This window comes from Leptospiraceae bacterium (assembly GCA_015075105.1).
Taxonomy (GTDB): domain Bacteria; phylum Spirochaetota; class Leptospiria; order Leptospirales; family Leptospiraceae; genus JABWCC01.
The window spans coordinates 707,581-721,157 of sequence record JABTUZ010000001.1; the positions used below are offsets into that span (position 1 = coordinate 707,581).

The following is a 13,577-nucleotide window of genomic DNA, read 5'->3' on the forward strand; positions in this document are numbered from 1 at the left end:
TAGCTCGGTTCCTTCTTTTTTTAGCTCTTCGATTAGGATTAGTGCTTCTTTTGCACTCATTGCAGTTTCTATTTCAAATTTATCGTCGAAGTGGTATTTTAATTCTTCTGATATTTAATTTTCTTCATCATAACGCAAAAGTATAAAATTCATGGATTTTTCAATCTCGCAAAGTCTCTCTCTCTCTCTCTCTCTCTCTCTCTCTTGCTTGCGGCCTTTAGCCAAATACTGAATGTAGTTTTTCCGGGTACACTGTGTACTTCAATTTTCCCATCCATATCTTCTATAAATCCCTTGCAAATATCTAGGCCGATTCCGATTCCTTCACCATTCTTTTTCGTAGTGAAAAAAGGGTCAAAGATTTTACTTTGTAATTCGAGAGGAATCCCTATCCCTGAATCTGTAATGGATGTAACAATATAGGAATCTATTTCTTCGATTTTAATTTCAATAGTGCCTTTGTAGTTCATTGCGTGTAGTGCGTTATTCAATAGGTTGATCCAGACTTGGTTTAATTTGTCTGAATTCCCTAAACAGTTTTCGGAAGTTGTGTAATTCTTTGTGATTTTCACACCATACTTTATCTTGCTTTGAAACAGAGTCAGTATGGAATCTATTTCTTTTTGTAAATTGACTTCTGTAATATTGTCTTTTTCTGTCGGATTTTCTTGTACTAGATAATTTTTTAACGCATTTACAACAGTCAGTGATTTTGCAGACGCAAAAGAAATCGTTTCGCTTAGTCCCCTCAAAGATCGAAAACAAGAAATGGATTTCAAGATTTCTTTTGACTTAGGGTTTTTAAAAAAAATCGCCCAACTGTCATCAGACTCTTCTACACCTGAGCCTAATACTAATTCAGCCAATTCTCTTTTTTCAGAAAATCCTGCTGCCTCCAATTGTTTTTGAATCTTCAATTTTTTTTCTCTGTCGGGAAGCTCGATTGTGATTGGGTTATTCTGGCTGTTTTTCAATAGCGAAAGAAATACTTGAAAATCATCCGAGCTTAAATTTGTAATCGTGATTATACAGCTTAGGATTTTGTTGTTTAGAATGTCTGAAAGAGTTCTGTTTGAGCTTACGATTGCACCGAGTGGGGTATTCAATTCGTGGGTCATTCCCGCAGCGAGCCTTCCGAGAAATGAGAGCTTTTCGCTTTTTATAATTTTTTCTTGCATATTTTTTAAATCGAGCATGGCACCTTCTAAGTAAGAATTGATCTCCTCCATATTTTTATAAGAGTCTCTCAATTCCTTTGTTCTAACTTGTACTTTTTCTTCTAATTGGGCGTAGAAATTTTCTCTCAGCTCTTCAGTCTTTTTTCTTTCTGTAATGTCTTGTTTTACTATTACAAAGTGTGTAATTCTATTTTTTTCGTTCAATACAGGCGTAATCATGGTTTCCATCGGTACAAGGCTTTCGTCTTTTCTTTTACTGATTACCTCTCCTTTCCAGACCTCGCCATTTTGAACTGTATCTTGTATCTTTTTGTAAAAAGCGTCACCTTGCACCCCTGACTTGACTAATTTGTCTAGGGTTTCGCCTAATATTTCTATAGGCAGGTATCCTGTATTTTGAGAGAAGCTCTTGTTTGCCCAGAGGACTATACCTGTGTTGTCGAGGATCAAAATTTCGTTGGCTGCTGCGTGTAACGCACTTTTAATCAGTTTCATCTCGCTTGAAATTTTTGCTTTTTCTTTTAAGTCGAGTATCACCTGTCTTCTCGAAATTAAAAATAGACCAAAACCAAATAAACCAATTAAGGAAGTTGCTGAGATGATTAAATTCCATCTTTCTTCGATTAGCGGTTGGTATGCTTCTTTTTTTTCTACTTGAAGCATAAAATACCAAGGAGAGTTTTCAATTTTTTTAGAGTAAGCCACTACGGGTACTTTTCTGTAATTTGTCCCTTCAAGGTTTCCGGTTCTGCCTAGGATGGATTGAACTGCAGGTAATTCTACCCGAGTCAATGGAAAGGCAAAGTCAATCCATTTGTTTTTATCGTATTTCAGGAAATTTACATTTTGAATACTACCGTCTTTTTCTCTGAATAATAGAATCTCCCCTGTTTTAAAGAATACAGACCATTCATCAAAAGAAGGCTGAACATATTTTTCGGGGTTGATTGTAAAAATTGCAAGTCCGATAGGATTTGAGTTTTCGTGCTTTAAAATCGGAACAAGAATAGATAAATAGATTTTTTTATCGAATTCATCTACATAAAAATCTTGTACTGTTACGCTCTTTGTTTTTAGAGCTTCTGCGGAAAGATTGAGAGTAGAATTAGAAATAGGATTTTTTTTCAAATTAAAAATAATTTTCTTATGGTTTCCATCTAAAATCAGGATATTTTGGTATTGGTATTGGTATTGGTATTGGTATTGGTATTTCTGTAGCAAGTTAGCTATTTTAGAAGTATCCGACGGATTTTGTACTAGTTTGTGTACCAACTCATAAAAAACTTCGTTTTTATAATAACCTACAGCGTCTCCAATTCTTTCGTTTCTAAAACTAGCTAATTCTCTAATTTCATTTTCGGAGATTGTAGCGAGCCTTCGATTTAAGTCGATTTTGAAATCTTTTTCGATTTCTATATAGTACAGATAAGCAGAGGTATAAATGGTTACGAGTAAAATCCCGAAAAATAAAATAGTCAATTTATGGACTTTAGTAATATTTTGGATTTTTTCTATAGATAACTGAAAAGTATTCATCCCTATCCCAAAAAATTGAATTTAGAATTTTCACTTAAACAACATAAAAGCTAATACTTTTCAAATATATATTTCAAAATTGTGAAAAAATAATGTCCCTTTTTTGTCAAAATAAGTCAATAAAGTTTTTAAAATTTTTTTAAATTTTTAAAAACTTTATCTAAAATTTTATTTTTTCCTATACACTATGTATTTTGCTCATATCATAAAATTTTGTCAATACCACAAATAGGGTATTCTGCTTTTTAGTTTTAGTCAATAAAATTTTCACTTCTTCGAATAAGCAATTTGTTTGTAGATAGGTCATTTTGCCCTATTTTAAGAAGTTTTTTTAATTTTACTGCTTAGTCTGAAATTTTTTCTGTGAATGGAAGTGAAATTGTAAAAGTGCTGCCCCTCCCTATTTCACTTTTTATTAAAATTTTTCCTCCGTGGGCTTCCACAAGTTTTTTAGAGATAGGCAGTCCAAGACCGGTACCTTCGTTTTCAGAGCCCAAAGGTGATTCGAATTGTGCAAAATTATCAAAAATTTTCTCTATGTTTTCCTTGGATATTCCTATCCCTGTGTCTATAAAATCTATTTCAATGAATGAATCTATAATTCTGACTTGAACCGTAATACTCCCTTTTTTGGGTGAGAATTTGATCGCATTGGTTAAAATATTGATAAAAACTTGCAGGATTCTTTTTTCGTCACCTATCATATAGAATTTTTCTTTTTTTGGAGGATGAAAAAATACAGAAATTTCTTTTTTATCCGATTGTGGATTTAGTATAAAGATTGTATTTTGGACAAGTTCCAAAATCTCTATTCTATTTTTTTGTAAGGTGATGATTCCTGATTCGATTTTTGTAATATCTAAAATTTCATTTATGATTTTCAGTAAATGCACACCCGCAGTATGGATAAAATTCAAATATTCTTTTTCTTTCACTTGAGATTCATTCAATCGAATTAATTCCGAAAATCCTATAATTGAATTTAAAGGACTTCTAAGTTCGTGGGTCATGTTGGATAAAAAATCGCTTTTTGCTTTGTTCGCAGAATTGGCAAGGAGGAGGGCTTTTTCTAATTCTTTGGTTCTTTTTTTTACTAATTCTTCAAGGTGAGATTTGTGGAGTTGAAGTTCTTTCTCTTTTGCTTTTTTATCGAGAAATGTTCCTATCATAAGTGTCAAAGATTTAAAAATAGCAAGTTCTTCCGAATTCCAATTTCTTTTTTTTTCGCAGTCTTCAAACCGAATAAACCCCCAAAGAGTACTATCTACAAAAATAGGGATTACCAAAACTGAAAGTATATTTTCTTTTTCAAATATAGCTTGTTCTTTTTCGTTGAATTCGTCTAACGTACCGCAAATATGAGCCTCTTTTAAAAAACTTTCTATCCACCAGTGAAACTCATTTCCAAAAAAAATACTTTTGATATCGGAATCAAATTTTGATATGTTTGGGTTTGTCACTTGAATCGGATTTGCAAAGTAGTCCTGATTTTCACTGTGGAATATTTTAAAAATTGAAATTCTGGACACATCGGTAAATATAATCAAATTCTCCAAGGCTTCTGAAATAGGATTTACGTAATTGGAAGAGAGTAGGATTTGTGAAGATGCGTTTATCCCCATCTCGTATTTCAGTCTTTTGGTGAGAGAAGCCTTGGCAGATTTGAGTGAGCCAATATCTTTTAGAGTGGACAGGTAATACAAAATTTTTGTGTCTTTTTCAAATACAGGTGAGATCCTCCATTCTAAGGTGACCAGGGACTTTCCCTTTTTTAGAAAAGGGATTTCTGTTTTTTGAACTTTTTTATAATTCATGGATTTCTGAAAATTTTGAAAGATCGGATTTTCCAAGTTTTCCGAAAAAAGAATAGGTAGCTCTTTCTCAAGAATTTCTTCTTTTTCGTATCCGAAAAATTTCCAAAAACTATCATTTGCGAGTAGAATTTTTTGATTTAAAAGTGAATGTTCATTCGATGTTAAAAAAATAATCTCGTCTATAGAGTTGAGTAGAAATTCTGAAGAGGGATGTTTCACGCTTTTTACTTAGTCTTTCAATAATTCTTTTGGTAATCTAAAATTCATGGAGTCTTCTCTCGAACCGGGAAAACCTTTCACTTTTGCATCAGGAAAAAAAGTCAATAACTTAGCGATGATTTCATCAATCAACACTTGAGGAGTAGATGCACCTGCGGTTACACCCAGAGTTTTTATATTTTTATTTAGAATGATTTCTTTTGTGATTTCTTCGGATGAGCTGACTCTAAAAGATTCCGGTTTTTGTTTTTGTGCAAGTTGAACGAGTCTGTTGGAGTTAGAGCTATTTTCTGCGCCTATGACGAGCACTGCATCTACTATTTGAATCATCTCACCGACTGCTTCTTGCCTTTCGGTAGTCGCATAGCATATATCGTCTTTTTCGGGGTGCTCTACAAAAGGAAAAAGCTCTTCTATTTTTTTTACGATTTCTCTTGTATCTATAACTGAAAGTGTAGTTTGCATCAGATAGGTGAGGGGCTTGTCTTTTGTAATTTTCTCTTTTAGTGCAATTACATCTTCGACCGTTTCCACAAGCATCATCTCTGCCTCTCCCATTGTGCCTATTGCCTCGTCGTGTCCTCTGTGTCCGATATAGATGATTTGGTATTCGTCTTTCAATCTTCTTGCTTTTCTGTGAACTCGCGTTACGAGGGGACAGGTAGCATCTCCTATTTTCATAGAATGCTCTTTCGCATAACGCACAATTTCCGGGGATACACCGTGGGCACTAAAGATCACAGTCGCACCGTCGGGAGCTTCATTTAGCTCACTGATAAATTGAACTCCTTTTTTTTTCATGTCTTCCACAACTCTTTTGTTGTGAACGATTTCTTTTCGTACATAAATCGGGTTTTCTAATGTACTGTTTATTTTATTTACGCTTTCTACATAAGAGATTGCATATTTTACACCGGCACAAAATCCCCTTGGATTGGCTAAAAAGATTTTTTCTATTCCCATAAAATTTAGACTTAAAAACTAATTTTTCCCCATTGAAAATACCCTGATTTTTCAGAATCAGAAGCAGGACGATTGATTAGTGAAGGTTTTTCTTCTGATTTTTTATTTGCAGGAATATCTTTTGAAAATGAATAAATTACGCCATAGAGTACTTCTACAATAGAAGGGTCTCTTGTATTGTCCAATATCTCGATTTCCAGATGATAGTTTTTGATATTCTCTTTTTTTAATTCAACTAAAATTTCTGAATCTACTTTTTTAGAAACAATTTTACGAATTATTCGATCTTTGTCGTCTGCCTCGTACACCGTAAATAAAAATTCATTTACACTTCCGTCGTGGGTTGCCCCAAATGCAATGAAGTCAGGCAGGGTAGAAGTTTTAATTCTTGCGGTAAAAATCACCCTACCACCATTTGTGATACCTGCATAGAGTCTTTCTTGTCCTATTGTATAGCCCATACTTTTTAAATTGGAACGCAAATTTCTTACATTGGATTTTAAATGATCGGAGTTATCTTCCGAAAAAAACTGAATTGGTAAAAATGTAAGAAATAGAAAAGCGATATTTACTAAGTTGAATCTCATAGATTTACCATTCGTCGGATTTTTTAGGTAGAACCTTGTTTCGGATCGATGTAGGGTTTTTTGTTGCAGGCTCTTTTGTTGAAGTTTCGTTATTGACAGATTCATTGCTACCTGTGTCTTTTTCTGTGTATTTTCCAGCAAAGTTCATAACGCACATACTTTTGTACATTTTGTGGTCTCCACATCCTACTCCTGCATAGTGAATTCCCTTTTTTAATAGATTCAACCTGTGTCCTCTGGACGGTACTCCATCGTCCACAATCAATTGAATTAGAACATCTCTTGCAACATTATACCCATAGCTGATATTCTCCGCAGAAAGCAAATCCCATTTTCCGAACCTATTCATTCTGGATGAAGGAGTTGAGCCGTCTGTGCCTGTGTGCCCGACACTCCCTTTTGGACCTGTGTCGTTTACGTGGCTTTTGGATGCAAGAGAAAGTCCTTTAGAATATTGAAGAGTTTCTAAGGACTCGGCTTTTTTTAACTCTCGGATTGCCTCATCTACCGCAGAAATACCTTCGTTTGTTCGTATGGCAATTTTTCCGGGAACACGAATCAGTTTTCCGTCAAAATATTTTTTATATTCTACTAGAATTTCAGAGTATTTGGGAGGGTTTTGTCTAAGTAGATTGATTTCATCCAAGACTTCTTTTTCAAGAGGAGTAAGAATCGAATCTTCTGAGTTCAGACCAAAAGAAATTATAAATAGAAGAAAAAATACAACTATTAGATTTTTTAACATGAAATCCTCTCTTTTATAAATAAATTTTAATCTATTCTTTGCACGATTAAAAAGAAACAATTTTTTATTCGGCTTAAATTTATTCATTTTCACAAGACTTATACGACATAGTAATCAGATTCCTATATGTAATATTATTTTTAGAATTTTAAAAAAAATATAATCAAAATTTTCGATTGTGACGAAACAAAATTTAGGAAGGTCAAGGAAGATCTTCGGAAAACCCATTTTTTATCCTCTATAAAGAGGTGGGATTCAAGGAGGAAACCCGATGGTTATTAACCACAATATAAGCGCAATTTTTGCTCACAGAACGTTGAAATTTAACAACGAGAATCTGTCGAAAGATATTGAAAAGCTATCCAGTGGAATGAGGATCAATAGAGCCGGAGACGATGCTTCCGGTCTTGCAGTATCCGAAAAAATGAGAACACAGGTCAATGGTCTCAGAAGAGCAGAGCAAAATACCGAAGACGGTATGAGCTTGATTCAGACCACTGAAGGGTATTTGCAGGAAACTCACGAAATCGTTCAAAGGATTCGTGTGCTTGCAGTTCAGGCTTCTAACGGTATATATACCGAAGAAGATCGTCAACAGATTCAAGTGGAAGTATCTCAGCTTGTAGATGAGATCGACCGTATTGCATCTCAAGCAGAATTCAACAAGATGAAACTCTTGACAGGTGCTTTTGCAAGATTGAATCCTACTGCGAGTATGTGGTTTCACATGGGGGCGAATATGCACCAAAGAGAAAGAGTGTATATTGAAACCATGAATACCGCCGCTCTTGGGCTTAGAAACCCGACTGTATTGACATTTATATCTTTGTCAACTGCGGGGAAGGCTAACTCAGTGATTGGTCTTGCAGACGATGCACTTAGAATGATCTCTAAACAAAGAGCAGACTTAGGTGCATACTACAATAGACTTGAACACGCTGCAAAAGGGCTGATGAGTGCTTATGAAAATATTCAAGCATCAGAGTCTCGAATCAGAGATACCGATATGGCAGAGCAGATGACGAGCTTTACAAGGTATCAGATTTTGACCCAAGCGGCAACAGCGATGCTTGCTCAGGCAAATATGAAACCTCAAACAGTTCTTCAGCTATTGAAGTAAGAGTAATTTAGGTTACCCGGCACCACTTTTTTTCGTAAGAACAAAGTGGCGCTGGGATGCGAAAAATAAAGGTCTACAGATTTTCAAAATAAAGACGATAAATACTGTAGAATGGATTTATAATAAAATTATAAATCGCCGTGCGACTCTGAAGCCCGAATATCCGTTCGGGCTTTTTTTTTTCTAAAAATAAATTTTTAAAAATTGATTTTACTATAAAACTTTCTGCAAAAAAGGAAAAAGCAGGAAAAGTTTGCATTACTCGTAAATGAAATATGCAGGCATTAGAATTTGAAACTTCACTAAAAAACAATACAATACCGGGGTCTTCGAGACTATCGGCTTCCGGCTCGCCCTCCCTTCTGAATGACTGGGAATCTGCCCATCACAACTTTTTCTTTGAAAAAAAGTGGTGCGGGATCTGGGAGTTTGAATTGGGGTGCATGGGCTTTATTTGTTTAAAAATGATTCATATATCATTGACTAATATCATAAATTGTTAATTTATTGAAAATATGGGTTCCTATGAAAAAATCTGGCAAAAAATTATTGATGGGAATTCTGATGCAAATATTGACTTTGAAGATATTTGTAAATTATTGCAAAAAATCGGATTTGAAATGCGTGTGAAAGGATCTCACCATATTTTTAGAATGGATGGTGTGGAGGAGCGTATTAATGTACAAAAAGATGGAGCAAAAGCAAAACCATACCAAGTTCGCCAGATTAGAAAAGTATTAATTCTAAATAAGCTAAAGGAAAAATTATGAATCAATATGAAGTTATCATTTATTATAGTAAAGAGGATGAGGCTTTTATTGCCGAGGTTCCGGAATTACCAGGTTGCATGGCACATGGTTCAACCAATGACATGGCACTAAAAAATGTTAATGAAGCAATGAATCTTTGGTTAGAGACTGCGAAGGAGTTTAATGATCCAATCCCGGTACCTAAAGGTAGAAAATTAATGTTTGCATAAAATATGATTTGGGTGTCAGTTTGTCATAAAACTATTAATTGCATTTATAAATATGCGTTAGTTGGTATCGATAGTCTTCTTTTCTTTTGAACTTAGTGGAAAATTTTACTCAACCAGCACAAAAAGTGCAAGTTCCGCAAAATAGTTTGGATTTAGTCTTACGTTTTTTTTTCCGGAGAAAAATGCACTTTTTTCTATTTTAATTTTTTGTATTTTGCAGAAATCTAAAAAGTCGGTTACAGACAAAAAGTGTAGGTTTGGAGTGTTGTACCATCTGTAAGGGAGGGAGGCAGTTACTGGCGTTTCTCCGTTGAACAGGATCATCCAACGTACTTTCCAGTGACCAAAGTTTGGAAATGTGACTATCACCTTTTTTCCTATCCTCAAAGACTCTTTGATGATTCCCCCCGGATTTTTGGTTTCCTGAATAGTCTGGTTTAAAATCACATAGTCAAAACTTTTATTCAGGTGGTGTTTTAGTCCGTCGTCCAAATCGCCGTGGTGAACAGTCACTCCTCTTTCAATACATTTATATATGCAGTCTTCATTTTTTTCTATTCCTTGACCTCTTACTCCTTTTTGTTTTAGGAGATAGAGTAGATTTCCATTCCCGCAACCTAGATCCAAAACTCGACTTGAGGAAGGAATCATTTTTAAGATATATTTAAAATCAGGTCTTTGATTTTCAACTTCTAGCTCATTTTCCATTGATAGTGTTTCTCGCATGATTTAAAAAATGGTAAATTAGATGGGTTTGCTCTTGGTTGGCGAGTAAAAAAGAATCGTGTCCTTGGGTAGTTTCGATTTCGCAATAGGATACGGGGATTGCATTTACTTCGAGAGAGGTTACAATCTCTCTGGACTGGTAAGGAGGGTAGAGCCAATCCGAGCTATAAGCAATTACAAGAAAGTTGGATTTCACATTGGAAAGAGAAGACGTTAGTTCCATTCCTTTTCCGAGACTGAAGTGGTCTAAGGCTTTTGTTACATAGATGTAAGAATTTGCATCAAACCGGTCAACAAAACTCTCTCCTTGGTAAACTAAATAGCTACCTACTGCAAAGTCTGCTGTCAAAATATTTCCTTTTGGAGGCTTACGACCAAATTTTTCTCTCATCAAAAGATCAGATAAGTAGGTGATATGCCCAATCATCCTTGCAAGAGCGAGACCTTTTCGAGGTGGGTCATCATTATAATCTCCATTGTTCCAGTGTGGGTCTGACATGATTGCTTGTCTTCCCACCTCATTAAAGGATATTTGCTGGGCAGAGTGCTCGGCAGAGGTTGCAAGGATGATACAGTTCTCTACCTTGTCCGGGTAGGATACCGCCCATTGCAAAGCCTGCATTCCACCCATCGAGCCTCCAGATACGCAGAAAAATTTATTCAATCCAAAGAAGTCCATTAGTAAGTGTTGTGCATTTACCATATCTTTGATAGACACAAATGGAAAAGAAGAGCCGTATTGTTTTCCTGTTGCGGGGTTTATAGTTGTAGGACCTGAACTTCCCCTGCAACCTCCTATGACGTTAGACGAAATCACAAAATATTTATTGGTATCAAATGCCTTGCCGGGTCCTATATAGTAATCCCACCAGCCGGGTTTGGTAGCATTTTTGTGAAAACCGGCAGCGTGTGCATCACCGGAAAGTGCATGACAAATTAAAATAGCGTTATCTCTATTTTCAGATAGTTTTCCGTAAGTTTCGTAAGCGATTTCTACTGGACTGATTACAGATCCGTTTTCTGTGATAAGTTTTTCAAACTTTGCAATTTGAGTTTCAATTTGCCCAACGCTATCTTTCATCGCTAATTCCACGTAAAGAGAAACTTATTCGTAAGTAAAGAATTTTAAAATTAAAGAAAAGAATTTTCCCCTGTTTTTTAGACAGGGGAAAAAAGTTTAGACTGATTTAAGTGCTTCTTCTAAGTCAAACAAAATGTCATCGATATTTTCTAATCCGACTGACAACCGAATATAATCAGGTGTAACTCCGGCTTCTAATTGCTCTTTTTCACTTAATTGAGAATGAGTAGTTGAGGCAGGGTGGATAACCAAAGATTTTGCGTCACCGATATTAGCTAATAGAGAAAACACTTCTAATTTCTCTATGAATTTTTTTGCTTCGACAACTCCACCTTTTATTCCAAACCCAAGTATGGCTCCAAATAATCCTCTCTTGTGATATTTTTTTGCAGTGTTGTAGTTTACGTCAGACGGTAGACCAGGGTAGGTAACCCAGCTTACCTTTGGGTGCTTACTCAAATATTCTGCGACTTTCAGCGCATTGGCAGAATGTCTTTCCATTCTAATAGGAAGTGTTTCTACCCCTTGAAGAATTGCCCATGCGTTAAAAGGAGAAATAGCAGGCCCAATATCTCTGAGACCTTGTACTCTTGCCTTGATTATATAAGCTATATTTACTCCACCGAAAGGCTCAAATTTACCGAATACATCCCAAAATTTTAATCCGTGGTAACTTGGATCTGGATCTGTAAAGCCCTTGAATTTTCCGTTACCCCAATTGAATTTTCCTGAATCAATGATGATGCCACCGAGTGAAGTTCCATGCCCGCCAAGAAATTTTGTCAGTGAGTGGATCACTATATCTGCGCCGTGCTCAATAGGATTTATTAAATAGGGGCTTGGCATAGTGTTGTCGATCACCAGAGGGATTCCGGCATCGTGTGCTACTTTTGCAATTGCTTCAAGGTCCAACGTATCCAATTTAGGATTTCCTAGAGTTTCTGCGTATATTGCCCTTGTTTTGTCGTTGATCGCTTTTTTGAAATTGTTAGGGTCTTTCGGGTCAACGAAATGAACTTTAATCCCAATTTTTGGAAAAGTGTAGTGGAGTAGGTTGTATGTTCCTCCATACAATGAAGAAGAAGCTACAATTTCTTGTCCTGCCTCTACGATATTTAATAGTGCCAAGGTTTCGGCAGATTGACCCGATGCAGTTGCAAGGGCTGCGACTCCACCTTCGAGTGCTGCTACTCTATTTTCCAAAACATCTATAGTCGGATTCATTAGTCTTGTGTAAATATTCCCGAATTCTTGAAGCCCAAATAGTTTGGCTGCGTGCTCCGTTCCTTTGAATACGAAGGATGTGGTTTGATAAATCGGAACAGCTCTGGATGTAGTTGTAGGATCCGGTACTTGTCCTCCATGAATTGCGATAGTTTCCGGTTTAAATTGTCTTGCCATAGTTTTCTCCTTAGTCTGCCTACTCTGAATTTCTAAAAATCTTCCAAAATAGAGCTTTTTATTCACAATTTTTTATAGAATAAGATTGTCAATATAATTTCCAATTTATTGGAATAAAAATTTATTTTATTGGATAAAATCTGTTTTTTTGTAATAATTTTTATAATATGATAGTTTTTTCTTGATTTAATAGCTGAATTGGACAAATAAAAAGAGTTCAAAACGGGTAAATTTAAGCTGTAAATTTTGGATTTGTGTTGGATAAATGTACTTTGGAAAGAAATATAGTTTGAAATCAAGTTTTAGAGTCAAATGACAGAAGAAGATATAATTCAATTATTTTTTAATAAAAATGCAGAGCCAAAAAGCGACTGTTATGTGCTTGATAATAAATATTTAGTGACCACAGACTCTATTTCAGAAAATACCCATTTCAAAACAAATTGGAGTTCCCCAAAAGATATTGCAAAAAAATTGGTCGAAGTCAATGTTTCGGATATTGCAGCAGGTGGAGGGATTCCGACTAACGCATTTTTAAATCTTGGTTTATCCAAAAAAACATCTAAGAAAACATGGATAAAAGAATTTTCTTTTGAATTGAAAAAAAACCTGAAATTCTATTCGATAGAGCTTTCGGGTGGTGATACATACTATTCAGAAAATACAAATCTGACGCTGACTTTAATCGGCAAGACAAATCATCCGGTCAATAGAACAGGAGGGAAAGCAGGGGACTATTTGTATATCACGGGGGATCTAGGGCTATCAGAAATCGGATTTCAAGTTTTGAGTAAAAAAATTCGACCGGATTTTGTAACTTATAAAAATTCCATAGAAAAGCACCTCAGGCCTGTTTCAAAACTTTTTTTTATGCAAGATATTTTTCACAAATACAGTATAAATGCAAGCATGGATATTACAGATGGATTGTTTCAGGATTCTTTAAAATTGGCGAAAGCATCTTCTGTTCATTTAAAAATTAATTTAGACCAACTTCCTAATTTGGAGCGTTATGCGAAATACATTGGAGTTGAGGGAGTATTATCTTCCGGGGAAGAGTTAGAGATTCTATTTTTGTCATCGGATCGGATTGTTGAATCAGGAATTACAGAAATAGGGAATGCTGAAAAAGGAAACGGTAAGGTTACTTTTACCCAAAATGGAAAAAAGATAATTCCAAAATCAAAAGGATTTTTTCATTTTACTTGAAAGTTTTGCATAATCTGCA

Annotated in this window: 12 protein-coding genes; 4 read left to right on the top strand and 8 right to left on the bottom strand. The window is 35.3% G+C overall.

Features of this window, described 5'->3' with window-relative positions:
• Window positions 1-149: 149 nt before the first annotated feature.
• From HS129_03485 to HS129_03505, 5 genes are all read right to left on the bottom strand, one after another.
• Window positions 150-2,714 carry a PAS domain-containing protein gene (locus HS129_03485; GenBank protein MBE7411117.1) on the bottom strand — a complete coding sequence of 855 codons (2,565 nt, stop codon included), beginning with the start codon at window positions 2,712-2,714 and terminating at the stop codon, window positions 150-152.
• A gap of 344 nt (window positions 2,715-3,058) precedes the next feature.
• Window positions 3,059-4,747, bottom strand: a complete 1,689-nt coding sequence (locus HS129_03490; protein ID MBE7411118.1) for a PAS domain S-box protein — start codon at window positions 4,745-4,747, stop codon at window positions 3,059-3,061.
• 9 nt (window positions 4,748-4,756) lie between these two features.
• Window positions 4,757-5,710, bottom strand: a complete 954-nt coding sequence (gene ispH, locus HS129_03495) for a 4-hydroxy-3-methylbut-2-enyl diphosphate reductase (protein MBE7411119.1) — start codon at window positions 5,708-5,710, stop codon at window positions 4,757-4,759.
• 11 nt (window positions 5,711-5,721) lie between these two features.
• Window positions 5,722-6,297, bottom strand: a complete 576-nt coding sequence (locus tag HS129_03500; protein ID MBE7411120.1) for a hypothetical protein — start codon at window positions 6,295-6,297, stop codon at window positions 5,722-5,724.
• Between the two features lie 4 nt (window positions 6,298-6,301).
• The gene (locus tag HS129_03505; protein ID MBE7411121.1) at window positions 6,302-7,042 is read right to left on the bottom strand and encodes a CAP domain-containing protein; all 741 of its coding nucleotides are present in this window, start codon (window positions 7,040-7,042) and stop codon (window positions 6,302-6,304) included.
• Window positions 7,043-7,313: 271 nt separating this feature from the next.
• Between HS129_03505 and HS129_03510 the strand changes: the two genes are divergently transcribed.
• The 3 genes from HS129_03510 to HS129_03520 all read left to right on the top strand — a co-directional run bounded on the left by HS129_03510 (window position 7,314) and on the right by HS129_03520 (window position 9,141).
• Window positions 7,314-8,162, top strand: a complete 849-nt coding sequence (locus HS129_03510; protein ID MBE7411122.1) for a flagellin — start codon at window positions 7,314-7,316, stop codon at window positions 8,160-8,162.
• A 515-nt stretch (window positions 8,163-8,677) separates the two neighbouring features.
• Window positions 8,678-8,932, top strand: coding sequence for a type II toxin-antitoxin system HicA family toxin (locus HS129_03515; GenBank protein MBE7411123.1), 255 nt, complete (start codon window positions 8,678-8,680; stop codon window positions 8,930-8,932).
• Complete coding sequence (locus HS129_03520; GenBank protein MBE7411124.1) at window positions 8,929-9,141, top strand: type II toxin-antitoxin system HicB family antitoxin; 213 nt, start codon at window positions 8,929-8,931, stop codon at window positions 9,139-9,141. Before HS129_03515 ends, HS129_03520 begins: the two co-directional genes overlap by 4 nt.
• 105 nt (window positions 9,142-9,246) lie before the next feature.
• Here HS129_03520 and metW read toward each other — a convergent pair whose 3' ends face one another.
• The 3 genes from metW to HS129_03535 all read right to left on the bottom strand — a co-directional run bounded on the left by metW (window position 9,247) and on the right by HS129_03535 (window position 12,349).
• Window positions 9,247-9,849, bottom strand: a complete 603-nt coding sequence (gene metW, locus HS129_03525; GenBank protein ID MBE7411125.1) for a methionine biosynthesis protein MetW — start codon at window positions 9,847-9,849, stop codon at window positions 9,247-9,249.
• Complete coding sequence (locus tag HS129_03530; protein ID MBE7411126.1) at window positions 9,839-10,948, bottom strand: homoserine O-acetyltransferase; 1,110 nt, start codon at window positions 10,946-10,948, stop codon at window positions 9,839-9,841. Before HS129_03530 ends, metW begins: the two co-directional genes overlap by 11 nt.
• 96 nt (window positions 10,949-11,044) lie before the next feature.
• Window positions 11,045-12,349, bottom strand: a complete 1,305-nt coding sequence (locus HS129_03535) for an O-acetylhomoserine aminocarboxypropyltransferase/cysteine synthase (GenBank protein ID MBE7411127.1) — start codon at window positions 12,347-12,349, stop codon at window positions 11,045-11,047.
• Between the two features lie 312 nt (window positions 12,350-12,661).
• Between HS129_03535 and thiL the strand changes: the two genes are divergently transcribed.
• Window positions 12,662-13,558, top strand: a complete 897-nt coding sequence (gene thiL / locus HS129_03540) for a thiamine-phosphate kinase (GenBank protein ID MBE7411128.1) — start codon at window positions 12,662-12,664, stop codon at window positions 13,556-13,558.
• Window positions 13,559-13,577 lie beyond the last annotated feature (19 nt).

Bases quoted from the DNA above. Each gene is read 5' to 3' on its own strand.
- HS129_03485 (MBE7411117.1), bottom strand. From the start codon at position 2,714: ATGAATACTTTTCAGTTATCTATAGAAAAAATCCAAAATATTACTAAA.
- ispH (MBE7411119.1), bottom strand. From the start codon at position 5,710: ATGGGAATAGAAAAAATCTTTTTAGCCAATCCAAGGGGATTTTGTGCC.
- HS129_03500 (MBE7411120.1), bottom strand. From the start codon at position 6,297: ATGAGATTCAACTTAGTAAATATCGCTTTTCTATTTCTTACATTTTTA.
- HS129_03505 (MBE7411121.1), bottom strand. From the start codon at position 7,042: ATGTTAAAAAATCTAATAGTTGTATTTTTTCTTCTATTTATAATTTCT.
- HS129_03510 (MBE7411122.1), top strand. From the start codon at position 7,314: ATGGTTATTAACCACAATATAAGCGCAATTTTTGCTCACAGAACGTTG.
- HS129_03515 (MBE7411123.1), top strand. From the start codon at position 8,678: ATGGGTTCCTATGAAAAAATCTGGCAAAAAATTATTGATGGGAATTCT.
- HS129_03520 (MBE7411124.1), top strand. From the start codon at position 8,929: ATGAATCAATATGAAGTTATCATTTATTATAGTAAAGAGGATGAGGCT.
- metW (MBE7411125.1), bottom strand. From the start codon at position 9,849: ATGGAAAATGAGCTAGAAGTTGAAAATCAAAGACCTGATTTTAAATAT.
- HS129_03530 (MBE7411126.1), bottom strand. From the start codon at position 10,948: ATGAAAGATAGCGTTGGGCAAATTGAAACTCAAATTGCAAAGTTTGAA.
- HS129_03535 (MBE7411127.1), bottom strand. From the start codon at position 12,349: ATGGCAAGACAATTTAAACCGGAAACTATCGCAATTCATGGAGGACAA.
- thiL (MBE7411128.1), top strand. From the start codon at position 12,662: ATGACAGAAGAAGATATAATTCAATTATTTTTTAATAAAAATGCAGAG.